The organism is Gemmatirosa kalamazoonensis (assembly GCF_000522985.1).
GTDB lineage: Bacteria > Gemmatimonadota > Gemmatimonadetes > Gemmatimonadales > Gemmatimonadaceae > Gemmatirosa > Gemmatirosa kalamazoonensis.
On the sequence record NZ_CP007130.1, the window covers coordinates 43159 to 60391 of the forward strand.

At 71.4% G+C, this 17233-nt stretch carries 14 protein-coding genes; 9 read left to right on the forward strand and 5 right to left on the reverse strand.

Features of this window, described 5'->3' with window-relative positions; all coding sequences use genetic code 11:
* Window positions 1-19 precede the first annotated feature (19 nt).
* The gene (locus tag J421_RS28135) at window positions 20-946 is read left to right on the forward strand and encodes a ThuA domain-containing protein (protein ID WP_025414453.1); all 927 of its coding nucleotides are present in this window, start codon (window positions 20-22) and stop codon (window positions 944-946) included.
* 192 nt (window positions 947-1138) lie between these two features.
* On the opposite strand, the gene J421_RS28140 is transcribed toward J421_RS28135, so the two are convergent.
* The gene (locus J421_RS28140) at window positions 1139-2128 is read right to left on the reverse strand and encodes a DUF4349 domain-containing protein (RefSeq protein ID WP_025414454.1); all 990 of its coding nucleotides are present in this window, start codon (window positions 2126-2128) and stop codon (window positions 1139-1141) included.
* A 159-nt stretch (window positions 2129-2287) separates the two neighbouring features.
* Window positions 2288-2812 (reverse strand): TonB-dependent receptor plug domain-containing protein, encoded by a 525-nt coding sequence (locus J421_RS28145; RefSeq protein ID WP_025414455.1) that lies wholly within the window; start codon window positions 2810-2812, stop codon window positions 2288-2290.
* Window positions 2813-3088: 276 nt separating this feature from the next.
* Between J421_RS28145 and J421_RS28150 the strand changes: the two genes are divergently transcribed.
* On the forward strand, window positions 3089-3994 hold the full coding sequence (locus tag J421_RS28150; RefSeq protein ID WP_025414456.1) for a sugar phosphate isomerase/epimerase family protein: 906 nt from the start codon (window positions 3089-3091) through the stop codon (window positions 3992-3994).
* Window positions 3995-4105: 111 nt separating this feature from the next.
* Window positions 4106-5155, forward strand: coding sequence for a DUF6807 domain-containing protein (locus J421_RS28155; protein ID WP_025414457.1), 1050 nt, complete (start codon window positions 4106-4108; stop codon window positions 5153-5155).
* On the opposite strand, the gene J421_RS28160 is transcribed toward J421_RS28155, so the two are convergent.
* On the reverse strand, window positions 5156-5941 hold the full coding sequence (locus J421_RS28160; RefSeq protein ID WP_025414458.1) for an NIPSNAP family protein: 786 nt from the start codon (window positions 5939-5941) through the stop codon (window positions 5156-5158).
* Here J421_RS28160 and uxaC point away from each other — a divergent pair.
* The 6 genes from uxaC to J421_RS28190 all read left to right on the forward strand — a co-directional run bounded on the left by uxaC (window position 5940) and on the right by J421_RS28190 (window position 14732).
* Window positions 5940-7526 (forward strand): glucuronate isomerase, encoded by a 1587-nt coding sequence (uxaC, locus tag J421_RS28165; protein WP_236646389.1) that lies wholly within the window; start codon window positions 5940-5942, stop codon window positions 7524-7526. The genes J421_RS28160 and uxaC overlap by 2 nt on opposite strands.
* Before the next feature lie 152 nt (window positions 7527-7678).
* On the forward strand, window positions 7679-9271 hold the full coding sequence (locus J421_RS28170) for a rhamnogalacturonidase (protein WP_104023429.1): 1593 nt from the start codon (window positions 7679-7681) through the stop codon (window positions 9269-9271).
* A 43-nt stretch (window positions 9272-9314) separates the two neighbouring features.
* Window positions 9315-10760: a glycoside hydrolase family 28 protein gene (locus J421_RS28175; RefSeq protein ID WP_148306592.1), complete on the forward strand. Its 1446-nt coding sequence runs from the start codon at window positions 9315-9317 to the stop codon at window positions 10758-10760.
* Window positions 10757-11554 (forward strand): NIPSNAP family protein, encoded by a 798-nt coding sequence (locus J421_RS28180; protein WP_025414462.1) that lies wholly within the window; start codon window positions 10757-10759, stop codon window positions 11552-11554. The genes J421_RS28175 and J421_RS28180 overlap by 4 nt, the downstream gene beginning before the upstream one ends.
* Window positions 11555-11688: 134 nt before the next feature.
* On the forward strand, window positions 11689-12606 hold the full coding sequence (locus J421_RS28185) for a sugar phosphate isomerase/epimerase family protein (RefSeq protein WP_025414463.1): 918 nt from the start codon (window positions 11689-11691) through the stop codon (window positions 12604-12606).
* A gap of 2 nt (window positions 12607-12608) precedes the next feature.
* On the forward strand, window positions 12609-14732 hold the full coding sequence (locus J421_RS28190) for an ATP-binding protein (protein ID WP_025414464.1): 2124 nt from the start codon (window positions 12609-12611) through the stop codon (window positions 14730-14732).
* 60 nt (window positions 14733-14792) lie between these two features.
* Here the strand turns inward: J421_RS28190 and J421_RS28195 are convergent, their stop codons facing one another.
* Together J421_RS28195 and J421_RS28200 are read right to left on the reverse strand one after the other, a co-directional pair.
* A complete protein-coding gene (locus J421_RS28195) occupies window positions 14793-15224 on the reverse strand; it encodes a cupin domain-containing protein (RefSeq protein WP_025414465.1) in 432 nt (143 codons plus the stop codon).
* A complete protein-coding gene (locus J421_RS28200; RefSeq protein ID WP_025414466.1) occupies window positions 15221-17182 on the reverse strand; it encodes a glycoside hydrolase family 97 protein in 1962 nt (653 codons plus the stop codon). Before J421_RS28200 ends, J421_RS28195 begins: the two co-directional genes overlap by 4 nt.
* Between the last annotated feature and the right edge of the window lie 51 nt (window positions 17183-17233).

A 17233-nucleotide genomic window follows, 5' to 3' on the forward strand; every position in this document is an offset into this window, starting at 1 on the left:
TCACACGGAGGACAATACGATGGACTCGCTGACCCGGCGCCGCTTCCTGGAGCGCCTCGGCCTCGCGCTCGCCGCGGTCCCGTTAGGCGCGGCGACGGCGCGGGCGGCCGACGCCCCGCGGCGCCGCCTGCTCGTGTTCACGAAGTCGAGCGGCTTCGAGCACTCGGTGATCAAGCGCGGGGCCGACGGCTCGCCGTCGCTCGTCGAGCGCGTGCTCACCGAGATGGGCGCGAAGCACGGCTTCGACGTCACGTGCACGAAGGACGGCAGCGTGTTCGACACGAGCGCGGTCCGCGACAACGACGCGTTCTTCTTCTTCACGAGCGGCTACCTCACCGACGTCGGCACCGACAAGCACCCGGCGATGAGCGACGCCGGCAAGGCCGCGCTGCTCGACGCGGTGCGCGGCGGCAAGGGATTCGTCGCGTTCCACGCGGCGACGGACAGCTTCCACACGCTCCCCGACCCGACGGACCGCTCGAACCGCTACGTCGCGCACGGCGACGCGACCGATCCGTACCTCAAGATGCTCGGCGGGGAGTTCATCCTGCACGGCAAGCAGCAGAAGGCGTGGGCGCGCGTCGTCGACGCGAAGTTCCCCGGCATGGACGGCTACGGCGCCGAGCGCGTGGAGCGCATGGGCGAGTGGTACTCGCTGAAGGACTTCCAGCCCGACCTGCACGTGCTGATGGTGCTCGACACGCAGGGGATGGAGGGCGCCCCGTACCAGCGCGGCCCGTATCCGGTCACGTGGGCACGCGCGCACGGTCGCGGCCGAGTCTTCTACTCCGCGCTCGGTCACCGGGAGGAGGAATGGACCGAGACCGCGATGCCGACGATGGTGTTAGGCGCCCTCCGCTGGGCGTTCGGCGACGCGAAGGCGTCCATCCCGCCGAATCTTTCGAGCGTTGCGCCGCGCGCCGCGGAGATCCCGCCGAAGAGCTAGCCGTAGCTGATCGCGCTCCGGCTGGGCTCCACGTACGAGTTCTCGTGGGACTGAAGAAGGACTGAAGGAGGACTGAAGCAGGACAACAACAAAGAAGTTGTGGTTGGTCCTTCTTCAGTCCTCCTTCAGTCCTTCTTCAGTCCTGACGAACCACGTACGTGGAGCCGTGCGCGGCCACGACCGCCGAGAAGCTCACGCTTCCTGACCCCCCGCGGCCGACCCTCGGCCCCTCGTCGCGACCCGCCACGCGGCGTACGCGAGCGCGCCGAGCGGCAGCAGCACGCCGGAGGCGGCGATGGTGCGGGCGAGCAGGATGACGAAGTTGCGCCACGCTTCGCGCAGCGCCTCGGCGAGGGGATGCGGCGTCGGCGACGGGCCGAGGATGGGCGGGCGCTCGTGCACGTTGATGGCGAGGGTGCTCGTCGCCGAGTGCGCGCGCAGCCACCGCATGCGGCCGTCGTAGCGCTCGATCTCCTCGCGCACGCGCGCGAGCTCGCGCTCGACGGCGAGCACGTCGGTGAGCTTGCCGGTGCGCTCGGCGAGCAGCGCGACGAGGCGTGCCTCGAGGCGGCGCGCGTTCGCCTCGCGCGCGGCGACGTCGACGTACTCCTCGCCGACGTCGGCCGCGGTGACGTTCACCGCCTCGACACGCCCGATCGGGCCGAGCGCGTTCACCAGCTCGTCGAAGCGGCCGGCCGGCACCTTCAGCTCGAGCGTGGCCGATCGCACCTGCGCGCGGCCCGCGGCGAGCGACGCGTTCGCGACCACGCCGCCGACCTGCGACGCGATCGTGCGCAGGCGACTCATCGCGATCCGGACCGAGTCGACCTCGATGGACGCGGTGCCGGTGCGCACGACCATCGTCGTCGCGAGCTCCGACGCGGCGGCCGCGCTCGGGAGCGTTGCCGGGCTCTCGGCGTCGGCGTCCGCGGGAGGCGGCGCGGCGGCCCCTGCGGCGGCGAACGGTGCCTCGATGGGTGGCGCGGCCAGGGATGGCATCGCTCGCCGTCGTTCGGCGACGACCGTCTTCGGCGCGGCGTCGGCGGCGACGGTCGCCGCGGGGGTGGCCGCGTCGCCGGCGGCGGAAGGGCCACGATCGGCGGTGCCGCAGGCGAGGGCGACGAACGGCAGCGCGCCGGCGGCGACGCGGCGCAGGCAGGGAGTCAGTGTGGAGGTTCGCATGTCCTGGAGACGTGCGACCCGACGCGGCTTGCACATGGAGAGGGCAGGAGGGCAGGAGGGCAGGAGGGCAGGAGGGCAGGAGACCGTCGTGGCTCTCCTGCCCTCCTGCCCTCCTGCCCTCCTGCTCTCCTGCCCTGTCGCCCTCCTGCCCTGTCGCCCTTACGGCTTCGGCGGCCGCTTCAGGCGGATGAGGATCACGCCGTTCGCGCCGCGCGAGCCGTAGGCGGCGAGCGAGCCGGCATCCTTCAGGACCTCGACCGACTTCACGTCGCGCGGGTCGAGGTCGGTCATGATGGTGCTGCCCGTCATCGGGATGCCGTCGACGACGTAGAGCGGCTCGCCGTCGGACTTCAACGACCGGTCGCCGCGGATGCGGACGGAGACGTTCCCGTTGCCGAGCCGGCGCACCTCGAGCCCCGGCACGTGCCCTTCGAGGAGGTCGGCCATCGTGGTCGCGGTGCCGCGCGGGGCCTTCTCGGCGTCGACCGAGCCGATCGAGCCGGTGACGTTGCGCCCCGCCTGGGTGCCGTACCCGACCTGGACGGAGTCGCTGGTCGAGGCGGGGCTGGCGTGCGCGACGGAGGTGCCGCCCTGATGGCAGGCGGCGAGGGCGAGGGCCGCGGCGGTGGCGGCGGAGGCGAGCCGAAGCCCGTGCGCACGTGCACTGCGTGCACTGCTGGTCATCTGAGCCTCCAGGCTCACGAGACGTCCGGGCGTCGTGGCGCTCGGTGCAGGAAAGTGCGGGCTACGGTATGCCCGCGCCGGCCGGATCGCAATGCATACGCAGCCCACGAGCGCGTTGTTGCGGCCGCTGCGAGCGACGTCGGCTGACGTGCGTCACGGACCGCTCGGGGACCACTATTGCTGGTGCTCCGTACCCCGCGTACATTGGGCGCGCGCCTCGGCTTAATCGTTTAAGCCGCTCACCGCGCCCCCACCCTCCGCGCTACGAGACCCGCGATGTCCGAGGAATTGTTCGTTCGACGTACATTCCTCCGGGTCGCCGCCGCCGGCACTGCCGGCGCGGCCCTCGGCCTCCCCCGCGCCGCCCGCGCGTCCACGGCGTCCGCCGCACCCGACGCCCCATCCGCCGCCGCGCCGGGGCCCACGGCCCCCGTTCGCCTCGGCGTCGCCAGCTACTCGCTGCGGAAGTTCCCGCGCGCGAAGGCGATCGAGATGACGAAGGCCCTCGGCGTGAAGTGGATCAACCTGAAGTCGGTGCACCTCGACTACGATCTTCCCGCGGCCGACATCGACGCGGCGCGCCGGGAGATCGAGGCCGCCGGGCTGACCATCGTCGGCGGCGGCACCATCACGTTCGACAAGGACACCGACGACGGCGTGCGCCGCTACTTCGAGTACGCCAAGCGCGCCGGCATGCCGGTCATGGTCGCCACGGGCGCCCCCGAGGTGATGCCGCGCGTCGAGCGGTTCGCGAAGCAGTACGACATCCAGGTCGCGATCCACAATCACGGCCCCGAGGACAAGCACTTCCCGTCGCCGTACGACGTGCTGAAGCTCGTGAAGAACATGGACCGGCGCATGGGGCTGTGCATGGACATCGGCCACTCGACGCGCGCCGGCGCCGACATCGTGCAGGCTGCCGCCGACGCCGGCCCGCGGCTGCTCGACATGCACGCGAAGGACCTCAAGGACGGCACGGCGAAGGAGAGCCAGTGCATCGTCGGCGAGGGCGTGCTCCCGATCGCCGATCTGTTCCGGCAGCTCGTGAAGCAGCGGTACGCGGGCGTCGTGAACCTCGAGTACGAGATCGACGCCGACGACCCGCTGCCCGGCATGCAGCGCTCGTTCGCCTACATGCGCGGCGTGCTCGCGGGCATCACGCCGTCGGCACGCAAGGCCTAACGCCGAACGAATCCGCGTGGTCTGCGTAATCTGCGGATGACGTGCGCTTCAATGCACGACCCGCAGATTACGCAGATTACGCAGAGTGGACTTCACCCGAGTAGAGGTGCCATGCGCTGGTCCAGCATCGCAAGCCTGGTGGTTCTCGTCGCGCCGGCGCTCGGCGCACAGCCGCGGGTGACGAAGGATGGGGCGAACGTGCAGCTCGTCGCGCGCGAGGCCGACCGGCGCGTGGACGTGCTCGTCGACGGCAAGCCGTTCACGTCGTTCCTCTATCCGGCGAGCCTGCCGAAGCAGGTGCTCTACCCGCTCCGCGCAGCGAGCGGCACCGAGGTCACGCGCGGCTGGCCGCTCGACCCGCGCCCCGGCGAGCGCGTCGACCACCCGCACCACATCGGACTGTGGTTCAACCACTCCGACGTGAACGGGCTCGATTTCTGGAACAACTCCGACGCGATCCCGGCGGCGCAGAAGAACAAGTACGGCTCCATCGTGTTCCGCGGCATCGACACGGTGCGGAGCGGCAGGGGCGAGGGCGTGCTCGTGGTGCGCAGCGACTGGGTGACGCCGACCGGCAAGACGCTCATGCACGAGACGACGCGCTACGCGTTCCACGCGGCCGGCGACCTGCGCGGCGTCGACCGCACGACGACGCTCGTGGCGACCGACACGACGGTGACGTTCCACGACAACAAGGACGGCACGCTCGGTCTTCGCGTGCGGCGCGAGCTCGAGCAGCCGGCCGACAAGCCCGAGGTCTTCACCGACCCGAGCGGCAAGGCGACGGCGGTGCCGGTGCTGAACAATGAGGGCGTCACGGGCCGCTACCGCAGCGCGGAAGGGCTCGAGGGCGACTCGGTGTGGAGCACGCGCGCGCGGTGGACGTCGCTCGGCGGCACCGTGAAGGGCGAGCCGATCACGATCGCCATCATCGACCACCCGAAGAACTACAACTTCCCCACCTACTGGCACGCGCGCGGCTACGGCCTGTTCGCGGCGAATCCATTGGGGGCGAAGGACTTCACGAAGGGGAAGACGGACGACGAGTTCACGCTGAAGCCCGGCCAGTCGGTCACGTTCCGGCACCGGGTGGTGATCTTCGACGGACCGACCACGCCGGACCGGATCGAGGCGCAGTTCAAGGAGTTCTCCTCGAAGTGATCACCGGAGGTCGGAGAACGGCAGCGGGTTCAGGAGCACGGAGCTCGTCACCGTGGTGATGCCGCGCTCGTCGATCCACCGCGGGTCCTTCTGGATCCGCTGCCACTCCGGATGCGCGCGGAACGCGGCCCATGCCGTCGCGCGCGCCGCGAGGTCGTCGAACGTGAGCATGTAGGACAGGCTCGGGAGGCGCGTGGCGTACAGGTTCTCGCCGAAGAACACGGGCGTCATGCCGATGGAGCGGAACAGCGCGATCTCCGCCTCGTCGAACATGGCGATCTTCTTCGCGAGCGTCTCGGCGTTGCGCGACTCGTACGTGCGGAGCTCGAAGATCCGCGGCGCGCGTCCGGCGCTCGTCGGCGGCACCTCGACGGCGGGGTGCCCGGCGAAGGCGCGCATGAGCCGCGCCTCGTACCGGACGTAGGGTGGCTGCGCGTCGCCCTCGAACGCGCGCCGCGCTTCCGCGTACGCGGAGTCGGCCGCGAGGCGCTGCGGCACCGCGAGCGCGTCCGCCGCCGACTTGTACTCGAGCAGGATCGTGATCGACTGGCCGAGCATCCCGACCTCCGGCGTGAACGCGCCGAACGCGCCCGCGCCGGCCCGGCGGAGCGCCGGGATCATCGCGTCGGTGAAGAACGCGCGAATGCGGTTCGGCGCGAGGTCGCTGCGCGTCTCGTACACGCGCAGCTCGTAGTGCCGCCGGTCGTCCGCGGCAGCGGCGGCGGCGAGGCCGGACGGCGCGAGCGCGCTCGCGGCGCCCGCCTTCACGAAATCACGACGGTCCATGGCTCGATCGGGTGTGGGACGGTTGGTCGATCTGCCTAACATGCGCGCGGCGGCGGCGCTCCTCAACACCGCGCGCGACGGTGGGGACTCTCATGACCAGGACGGAGACGTGACGACGAACGCGCGTGCCCCCGAAGCACCGGCCCTCACTCCGCGCGGCGTCGCGCCGCTCGTGCTGCACCCGGACCGCTACTTCGATCCGGATCCCGCCATTCGCCGCGTCGCGCGCGCGCTGTACGAGGAGACGCACGCGCTACCGCTGATCTGCCCGCACGGCCACGTCGATCCGGCGATCCTCGCCACGAACGCGCCGTTCCCCGAGCCGACCGCGCTGCTGCTCGTTCCGGATCACTACATCTTCCGGATGCTCTACTCCCAGGGCGTGCCGCTCGACGCGCTCGGCATCCCGACGGTCGACGGGAGCACGGTGGAGACCGACGCGCGGAAGATCTGGCGGCTGTTCGGGAGCCACTACTACCTGTTCCGCGGCACCCCCACGGGGATCTGGCTCGACAACGAGCTGCACGACGTGTTCGGCGTGCGCGTGAAGCTCTCCGCGGAGTCCGCCGACCGGGTGTACGATGAGATCGCCGAGAAGCTCGCGAGCCCCGAGTTCCGGCCCCGCGCGCTGTTCGAGCGATTCGACATCGAGGTGCTCGCCACCACCGACGCGGCGAGCGACCCGCTGCCGCATCACCAGGCGATCCGGGCGAGCGACTGGGCGTACGGCGCGCGTCGCGTGGTCCCCACGTTCCGCCCCGACGCGGTGCTGCGGATCGCGCGCCCGTCGTGGCCGCACGAGCTGGCGGCGCTGGCGCGGGCGCACGGCGCGCCGATCACGTCGTTCGAGGCGTTCCTCGCCGCGCTCGCCGAACGCCGGCGCTACTTCCAGACGCTCGGCGCGACCGCCACCGACCACGCGGTGCTCGAGCCGTGGACCGCGCGCCAGACGCCGGAGACGATGGAGGCGCTCTTCCAGCAGGCGCGCCGCGGCGAGGCGACCGCGGCCGACCAGCGCACGTTCGAGGCGCACCTCTTGATCGAGCTGGCCCGGCTCTCGACCGAGGACGGGCTCGTGATGCAGCTCCATCCGGGCAGCTGGCGCGACCACAACGCGCCGATCGCCGCGCGCTACGGCCCGGACAAGGGCGCCGACATCCCGGTGGCCACCGAGTACACGCGCAACCTCCAGGCGCTCCTGGCCGCGCACGGCAACGATCCGCGGCTGACGCTGATCCTGTTCACGCTCGACGAGACGACCTACGCGCGGGAGCTGGCGCCGCTGGCGGGGCACTATCCGGCGCTGAAGCTCGGGCCGGCGTGGTGGTTCCACGACAGCCTGGAGGGGATGCGGCGCTACCGGGAGCAGGTGACGGAGACGGCGGGGGTCTACAACACGGTGGGGTTCAACGACGACACGCGGGCGTTCTGCTCGATCCCGGCGCGGCACGATCTGGCGCGGCGCGTGGACGCGAACTGGCTCGCCGGGCTCGTCGCGCGGCATCAGCTCGACCTCGCCGACGCCCGCGAGCTCGCCCGCGCCCTCGCTTACGACCTCGCGAAGCAGACGTACAAGTTCGGGTAGAGGCGATGGGCGTCAGGCGAGTACCTCCGGGATTCGACGGCGATCTGCTTGGATCTCGCGATAGCTTTCAGCCCTGCGCGTCTCGCCTCTATCGCGAGATCCTTCGATCGCCGTCCGATCCCCATGTGTAGTCGCCTCGGCCCTGAGTCCCGATGCCCTCGCTGACAGGTTGGCTGCCGCTTCTGCTGATCGCCGCTCCGTTAGGCGCCCAGCCCGCATCGCGCGCGTTCGACGTTCGCACGTTCGGCGCGACCGGCGACGGACACACGATCGACAGCGACGCGATCAACAGGGCCATCGACGCCGCCGCGGCCGCGGGCGGGGGCACGGTGTATCTCGGTGCCGGCACGTACGCGAGCTATTCGGTGCGGCTCAAGAGCCACGTCGCGCTCTACCTCGATCGCGGCGCGACGCTGCTCGCCGCGGACACCGCGAACGGCCGCGGCTTCGACGCGGCGGAGCCGGGACCCGGCAACGAGTACCAGGACTACGGCCACAGCCACTGGCACAACTCGCTGATCTGGGGCGAGGACGTCGAGGACGTGTCGATCGTCGGGCCGGGGCGCATCGACGGGAAGTCGCTCAACCGCGGCATCAGCCGCGACACGCCGCACGTCGGCAACAAGGCGATCGCGCTGCTGCGCGCGAAGAACGTACTGCTGCGCGATCTCACGATCTATCGCGGCGGCCACTTCGGCGTCCTCGCCACCGGGGTCGACAACCTCACGATCGACAACCTCACGATCGACACGAACCGCGACGGCATCGACGTCGACGCGTGCCGCAACGTGCGGATCTCGAACACGAGCGTGAACTCGCCGAACGACGACGCGATCGTGCTGAAGGCATCGTACGCGCTCGGCGCCACCCGCGGCACCGAGAACGTCACCCTCACGAACAGCGTCGTGACCGGGTTCGCCGTCGGCTCGGTGCTCGACGCCACGTACCGGCCGTTCACCGACGGTGCAGCGAACCGCGACGGGCCGACGGGGCGCGTGAAGCTGGGCACCGAGTCGAACGGGCCGTTCCGCAACATCACGATCTCCAACATCGTCTTCGACAACTCGCGCGGCCTCGCGCTGGAGTCGGTCGACGGGTCGATCATCGAGGACGTGACGGTGACGAACCTCACCATGCGCCACGTCTTCACGTCGCCGATCTTCCTGCGGCTCGGCTCGCGCATGCGCGGCCCGAAGGAGCTGCCGGTCGGCACGCTGAAGCGCGTCACGATCAGCAATGTCGTCGCCTCCGACGTCGACCCGCGCTACGCGTCGACGATCACCGGCCTGCCGGGGCACGCGGTGGAGGACGTGACGCTGCGCGACGTGCGCATCGTCTACCGCGGCGGCCTGTCGCTGGAGACCGCAGCGAAGCAGCCGTCCGACATGGTGCGCTCCGGGGAGCGCGGCGGCGGTGGTCCGCGCAGCGATCCGTACGCCGTGGCGGAGCAGGAGAAGGTCTACCCGGAGCCGAGCATGTTCGGCATCGTGCCGGCGTCGGCGTTCTACGTGCGGCACGTGACGGGGCTCACCATGGACGGCATCGACGTGAGCTTCGAGCAGCCCGACACGCGACCCGCGTTCGTGCTCGACGACGTGCACGACGCCGAGTTCCGCGGCGTGCACGCGCCGAAGATCGCCGGCACGCCGACGTTCGTGCTGCGCGGCGTGAGCGACTTCCGCACGTTGTTCTCCCGGCCGGTCGCGGACACGTACGTGAAGCAGACGACGTCGAAGAGCTTCTGAGCGTGTCTCACGCGGAGCCGTGGAGAACGCGGAGCACACCGACATGAAGACCTGGCCGTTCTCCGCGTTCTCCGCGGCTCCGCGTGCGATGCTCGTCGGCGCGCTCGTGACGCAGGTCGCGCGCGCCGATGACCTGCCGGCATGGGCGTCGAAGGTCGGCACGCGGCGGCATCCGGTCGCGACGCGCGTCTGCTCGGCGAACGCGCGCGGCGCGGTCGGTGACGGGGCCACGAAGTCCACCGCGGCGATCCAGCGGGCGATCGACGAGTGCTCGGCGGCCGGCGGCGGCGTGGTGCGGTTCGACGCGGGGAGCTACGTCACCGGCGCGCTGTTCGTGAAGCACGACGTCGAGCTGCGCGTCGACTCGGGCGTCACGCTGCTCGGCAGCCAGGACGACGCGGACTATCCCGTCATGCCAACGCGCGTCGCGGGGATCGAGATGCCGTGGCCCGCGGCGCTCATCAACGTGAACGATCAGCGCAACGTGAAGATCGCCGGCCGCGGCACGATCGACGGGCGCGGGCAGAAGTGGTGGGACAAGTACTGGACGCTGCGCCGCTCGCTGTACGAGCCGCAGGGGCTGCGCTGGGCGGTGGACTACGACGCGCAGCGCGTACGCCTCGTGGTCGTGTCGCGCTCGTCGGACGTCACGATCGAGGAGGTGAACCTTCGTCGCTCGGGCTTCTGGACGGTGCAGCTGCTCTATTCGGATCACGTCACGGTCGACGGCATCAGCATCGCCGACAACGGCGGGCCGAGCACCGACGGCGTCGACATCGACTCGTCGGAGTGGGTGCTCGTGCAGCGCACCGACATCGCGAACAACGACGACACGATCTGCCTCAAGGCCGGGCGCGACGCCGACGGGCTGCGCGTGAACCGGCCGACGCAGTACGTCGTCATCCGCGACAACGTGGCGCGGAAGGGCGCCGGCGTCGTGTCGTTCGGCTCCGAGACGTCGGGGAGCATCCGCCACGTCGTCGCGCTGAACAATCGCGGCACGGGGACGAACGCCGGCATCATCTTCAAGTCGGCGCGCACGCGCGGCGGCGTGGTGGAGGACGTGCTGGTGCGCGGCCTCGTGCTGGAGAACGTGCCGACCGCGTTCTCGTTCACGCTCGACTGGAACCCGAGCTACAGCTACGCGACGCTGCCGAAGGACTCGACGAACGTTCCGGCGCACTGGCGCGTGCTCGCGACGCCGGTGACGCCGGCCGAGCGCGGGCTGGCCGAGTTCCGCGACATCACGATCGAGCACGTGCGCGTGACCGGAGCGCGTCGCGTGTTCGTCGCCGCCGGGCTCCCGTCGAAGCCGATCCACGACGTACGCTGGCGCGACGTGCAGGCCGAGGGGCAGGCCGCAGGCAGCATCGAGTGGGCACGCGGCTGGACGATGACCGACGTGACCGTGCGCGCGGCCGACGGCCAGCCCGTGCGCATCACCAACAGCGAGCGGGTGCAGGCGCCCGCAGGAGACGGCACGCGATGACGCTCTCGCGTCGGAGATTTCTCGAGTCGGCCGCCGCGGGGGCGGGGGCCGGACTGTTAGGCACCGCGGCCGGCGCGCAGTCCGCCGAGGGGCGCGACTACTACGAGCTGCGTGCGTACCATCTGCGTCGCGGCCCGCACGAGCGGGCGATGAGCGACTACGCGCGCGACGCGCTCGTTCCCGCCCTGCGGCGCGCCGGCACGGGGCCGGTCGGCGTGTTCAACGTCGCGATCGGTCCCGACTCGCCGACGCTGTACGTGCTCATCACGCACCCGACGATGGACTCCGTGGCGACGCTCCCCGAGCGGCTCGCGGCCGACACGGAGTACCGGCGCGCCGGCGCCGCCGTCCTCGACGCGCCCGCCGCGGACCCGCCGTACGAGCGGATCGAGAGCTCGCTCATGGTGGCGTTCGCCGGCCACCCGCGGCTGGCGCTGCCGCCGCAGCTCGCGGCGGGGAAGGGGCGGCTGTTCGAGCTCCGGCGCTACGAGAGCCACAGCGAGCCCGCGAGCGCGACGAAGATCGACGTGTTCAACCGGTGGGAGGCCGCCATCTTCGCGCGGCACTCGATGCACGCGGTATTCTACGGCCAGACGATCGTCGGGGCGAAGATGCCGAACCTCACGTACCTGCTCGCGTTCGACGACATGCGCGACCACGACGCGCGGTGGGGCGAGTTCGGGTCCGATCCGGAGTGGCGCGCGATCGCCGCGAAGCCGGAGTACGCCGATCCCGCGATCGTATCGAGCATCAGCAACGTGTTCCTCAGGCCGACGGCGTACTCGCAGATATGAAAGGGTGATGGCGACGAGGCGAGTACTCTGGGGATCCAAGTGCGATCGAAAGGATCTCGAGATCCCGTTCATCGCCGTCGGATCCCCAGGGTACTCGCCGAGCGCCTCGAACCAATCCTTGGAGGACAGCCGTGATGGATCGTCGCCAGTTCGTGACCGCCCTCGGCACGACGCTCGCCGCGGGGTGCGTGCACCGGACATCGGCATCGCCGTCGTCCGGACGGGCGCCGTTGTCGTTCTCCACGCTCGGCTGCCCGAACTGGACGTGGGCGCAGATCCTCGACTTCGCCAAGACGCACGAGTTCGCGGCGATCGAGCTGCGCGGCATCCAGCAGGAGATGGATCTCACGCAGCGCCCCGAGTTCGCCCCCGCGCGTCTCGCGCAGTCGAAGCGTGAGGTCGCCGACCACGGGCTGCGCATCGCGTGCCTCGGCTCGTCGGCCGAGATGCACGTGCCGGAGAGCCCGCGGCGCACCGCGTGGCTCGACGAGGGCCGGCGGTTCATCGACCTCGCGCACGCGCTCGACGCGCCGTACGTGCGGGTGTTCGGCAACAAGTGGGTCGCGGGCGAGGAGCGCGACCGCACGCTCGACCGGGTCGCCGCGGGGCTCCGCACGTTGGGCGACCACGCGAAGGGCTCGGGCGTGACCGTGGTGCTGGAGACGCACGGCGACTTCACCGACTCGCCGACGATCGTCGACATCATGCACCGCGCCGACTCGCCCACGGTCGCGCTGCTCTGGGACGCGCACCACACGTTCGCGTTCTCGCACGAGGATCCGGAGGCGACCGCGCGGCAGCTCATGCCGTGGGTGCGGCACGTCCATCTCAAGGACTCCGTGCCGGCGGGAAGCGATCGACGCTACGTGCTCACGGGCCGCGGCGACGTGCCGGTGCGCGAGCAGGTCGAGGTGCTCGTGCGTCACGGCTACCGCGGCTACTACAACTTCGAGTGGGAGAAGCGCTGGCACCCGGAGATCGAGGAGCCCGAGGTGGCGTTCGCGCAGTACGCGCAGGCCGTGCGCGAGTACCTCCGCGGAGCGCGCGCCTGACGATGCCCGACGGCACGACGCTGCTGGCCGAGCGTCTCCGCGCCGCGTTCGAGCAGACGCCGGTCAGCACGGTGGTGTACGACGCGAGCGGGCGGCCGCTCGCCGTGAACCCGGCGTTCGAGCGTCTGTGGGGTGCGGCGCTGTCGGACGTGCCGGCGGAGTACTCGGTGCTCGCCGATCCGCAGCTCGAGGCGGCGGGCGTGCTCCCGCTCATCCGCCGCGCCTTCGCCGGCGACGCCGTCACGCTCCCGGCGCTTCGCTACGAGATGGCGAGCACGGTGGGGCGCGGCCGCGTGCTGTGGACGCAGGCGCATCTCTATCCCGTGCGCGGCGCGTCCGGCGCCGTCGAGCAGGTCGTGCTCACGCACGAGGACGTGACGGCGCGCCACGAGGCGGAGGAGGCGCTGGCAGAGGCGGCGGCGACCGCGCGCCGGCAGCAGGCGCTCAGCGCGGCGCTCGCCGTCGCGTCCACGGTGGCCGACGTGGCCGCGGCGGTGGTGGAGCACGCGACCGCCGTGTTAGGCGCCACCGGCATCGTCATCGCGCGGCTCACCGAGCGCGGCGACGAGATCGAGATCGTGCGCGCCGGGGCGATGCCCGACGACGTGCGCGACACGTGGCGCCGCTTCCCGATCGGCGCACCGGTGCCGATCGCCGACGTCGCGCGCACGGGCATCCCAGTGTTCCTCGAATCGCGCGACGACTGGGCGACACGCTACCCCGACCTCGCGCCGACGCTGGAGGCGCTCGGCCAGCACGCGAACGCGGTGATGCCGCTCGTCGCGGACGGCCGCGTGCTCGGCGTGCTCGGCGCCGCGTACGACGCGCCGCAGCGGTTCGACCACGACGCCCGCGCACGCGCCGGCGCCGTCGCGCTGCAGTGCGCGCAGGCGCTCGAGCGCGCGCGGCTGTTCGAGGCGGAGCGCGCCGCGCGCGCCGAGGCGGAGGCGGAGCGGGAGCGGCTGAACACCGTGCTCGCGCAGCTGCCCGTCGGGGTGGTGATCGTGGAGGCGCCGTCGGGACGCATCACGGCCGCGAACGAGGCGGTGGAGCGCATCTGGGGGCAGCGCCCCGCCACCGCCTCGGTCGAGCGCTACAGCAACGAGTGGACCGGCTTTCACGCCGATGGCCGGCGGCTCGCGTCCGAGGAGTGGCCGCTCGCGCGCGCCCTGCGCGGCGGCGAGCGCGTCATCGGCGAGACGGTGGAGATCGAGCGTCCCGACGGCGGCCGCGCGCTGCTCGACGTCAGCGCCGAGCCGGTGCGCGACGCGACCGGGCGCGTGACCGCCGCCGTCGCCGTGCTCGTCGACGTCACCGCACGCGTGCGCGCTCGGCGCGAGATGGAGCGGCTGCTGCACGAGAGCGAGCGGGCGCGCGCCGACGCGGAGGCCGCGCGCGGGGCGGCGCACGCCGCGAACCAGGCGAAGGCGCAGTTCCTCGCCGTCATGAGCCACGAGCTGCGCACGCCGCTGAACGCGATCGGCGGCTACGCGGAGCTCCTGGAGCTCGGCATCCGCGGGCCGGTGACGCGCGAGCAACTCGAGGACCTGCGCCGCATCCAGCAGAGCCAGCGGCATCTGTTAGGCCTCATCAACGACGTGCTGAACTACGCGCGCATCGAGGCCGGAGCGGTGCACTACGACGTCGCCGCCGTGCACGTCGCCGAGGCGCTCGCCGCGGCGGAGGCGCTCGTGATGCCGCAGGCGAGCGCGAAGGGGCTCACGCTCGTCACCACGGGCTGCCCGCGCGACGAGCTGCTCGTGCACGCGGACGCGGAGAAGCTGCGGCAGGTGCTCATCAACCTGCTGTCGAACGCGGTGAAGTTCACCGACCGCGGCGGGCGTGTTGAGCTCGACTGCGACGCGACGGACGACGTGGTGCGCGTGCGGGTGCGCGACACCGGCGTCGGCATCCCGGCGGACAAGCAGCGCTCGATCTTCGAGCCGTTCGTGCAGGTGCGCGCGGATCTCACGCGCACGGCCGAAGGCACGGGGCTCGGCCTCGCGATCAGCCGCGACCTCGCGCGCGGCATGGGCGGCGATCTCACGGTGGCGAGCGCGGTCGGCGAGGGCAGCACGTTCACGCTGACGCTTCCGCGAGCGTGGAGCGTCGAGCGTGGAGCGTAGAGCGTAGAGCGGGGAGAAGACGTCGCTCCACGCTCTACGCTCTACGCTCTACGCTCAACGCTAGGGCTTCGACACGCGCGGACGCTGCTGGTACGTGATGATGAGCACGAGGTCCTGGTCGCCGAGCACCTTCATGCCGTGCGAGCTGCCCGCGCGGGTGAGCAGCGCCGTTCCGGGGCCGACCTCGCGCGTGACGCCATCGAGCGTGTACGCGCCGCGGCCGCTGAGCACGTAGTAGATCTCGTCGTCCTTGTGCTCGTGGTAGCCGATGCCGGCACCCGGGTGCAGCGCGCGCTTGCGGAACACCGTGGTGAGCCCGGGCGCTCTCGCGAAGAACGAGTAGCCGGTGGACATGCCGCCGCCACCGTGCGTCCCCGGCTCCTCCTTCGCGACGGTCGAGTCGTGCTCGATGGTGGATCCGTGGGCCAGCACCTGCGCACCCGCCGGCGCGGCGCACAGGCCTAACGCGACGAGCAGGAGCGGTCGCTTCACTGGCCCGTTCTCCGGATGCGCGCCGCGTAGCCGCCGCCCGGCGCGAGGTGGAGCTCCACGCGCGTGCCGCGCGTCACGGAGCGAGACGTCTTGCGGTAGTCGGTGCCGTCGCGGTCCGCGTTCGGTCCGTCCTCCCACGCGTCGAGCGTGTACGGGCCGTCGCCGAGGAACGAGAGGTCGAGCGCGAGCGTGCGCGCGCGGTCGTTCGTCATCGCGCCGACGTACCACTCGCTGCCGCTGCGGCGCGCGACGAGCACGTGCTCGCCGACACGGCCGTCGAGCGCGCGCGTCTCGTCCCACGTCGTCGGCACCGCCTCGAGGAACTCCATGGACTCGGCCTCGCGCAGGTACTGCGTGGGACTGTCGGCGAGCATCTGCAGGGGGCTCTCGTAGACGACGTACATCGCGAGCTGGTGGGCGCGCGTCCCCTGGCTCATCGGGCGCTCGAACACGGCGCGGAACTGCCGCGGCTGCGCGTTGATCATCGCGCCGGGCGTGTAGTCCATCGGGCCGGCGAGCATGCGCGTGAACGGGAGCGTGACGTCGTGCGTCGGCGTGACGAGCGTGCTCCACTTGTCGTTCTCGAGTCCCTTCACGCCCTCGAAGCTCAGCACGTTCGGGTACGCGCGATTGAGCCCCGCCGGCTTGTGCGCGCCGTGGAAGTCGACCGTGAGATGCCGCGCCGCCGCCTCGCGCGCCGTGCGCCAGTAGAAGTCGACGATGGCCTGATCGTCGCGCTGCATGAAGTCGACCTTGATGCCCTTCACGCCCCATCGCCGGAACTGGTCGAGCGCGGGCGTCATCTGCAGGTCGAGCGTGTGCCACACGACCCACAGGATGACGCCGACGCCCTTGCTCTCGCCGTAGCGCACGAGCTCCGGCACGTCGACGCCCGGCGTGACGGACATGAGGTCGCCGAGCTTGTACCAGCCCTCGTCGAGGATGATGTACGGGAGGTGGTACCGCGCCGCGAAGTCGATGTAGTACTTGTACGTGTCGGTGTTCACGCCGGCGCGGAACGGCACGCCCGTCACGTTGAGCGCGTTCCACCAGTCCCACGCCACCTTGCCGGGACGGATCCACGAGACGTCCGTCAGGCGGTTCGCGGGCGCGAGCCGGTATACGAGCTCGCTCTCGAGCAGCTCGCGGTCCTCGTCGGCGACGAACAGCACACGCCACGGGAACGTGCGCCGTCCGGCGGTGCGCGCGAGATACGGAAAGCGGTCGGTGACGTCGACGTCGCGATCGTTTCGTGCATGCTCGGCGCGCGCGGCCTGCGGGAAGACGCCGTGCAGCGTGCCCGGTCCGCCGCTCGCGAGATACATCCCGGCGTAGCTCTCGAGGTCCGACTCGGTGATGGCGACCTTGGCGGCGCCGACGTCGACGAGCAGCGGCAGGAGGCCCATCTTGCGCCCCGCGATGCTGTCGATCGGCACGCGGCCCCACGCCGGCTCCTGATGCGTCATGAACGTCGAGTCGAGCCCCACCACCGCGGTCGGGTTTCCCTCGAAGCGGAACGTCGCCTCCTCCGACTGCACGGTGACGCTGTCCGGGAGGCTCGTGATCCACCGGTACGCGACGCCGTCGTCGTACGCGCGTGCCTCGAGCGCGTAGCCGCCGCGGAAGTCGACGTGCACCTCGCCGTACCGCTCGCCCACGATCGCGTTCTTGACGGCGACGACGGGCCTGACGGAGTCGCTGACCTGCCGCGTGCGCGCCCCGCTCGGGCGTGCGTCGTGGCCCAGCACTCGGCCGTCGCCCAACGTGAGCGAGATCGGCGACGGCGCGACGAGCGTGCGGCCGCGATGCGTCACCGTGTACGTCACCTGCGGTCCGACGGCGAGGGCGATCACCGTCTCGCCGTCTGGGGATCGCGCGGAGTAGGTGCGGGGCTGCGCGCCGGCCGTCGCGGCGGCGAGGGCGAGCGAGGCGGCGCAGCGAATCGATCGGAGTCTCATCGTCTCACGAGGCTGTGTGGTCTCACGCGGAGGCGCGGAGAACGCGGAGAA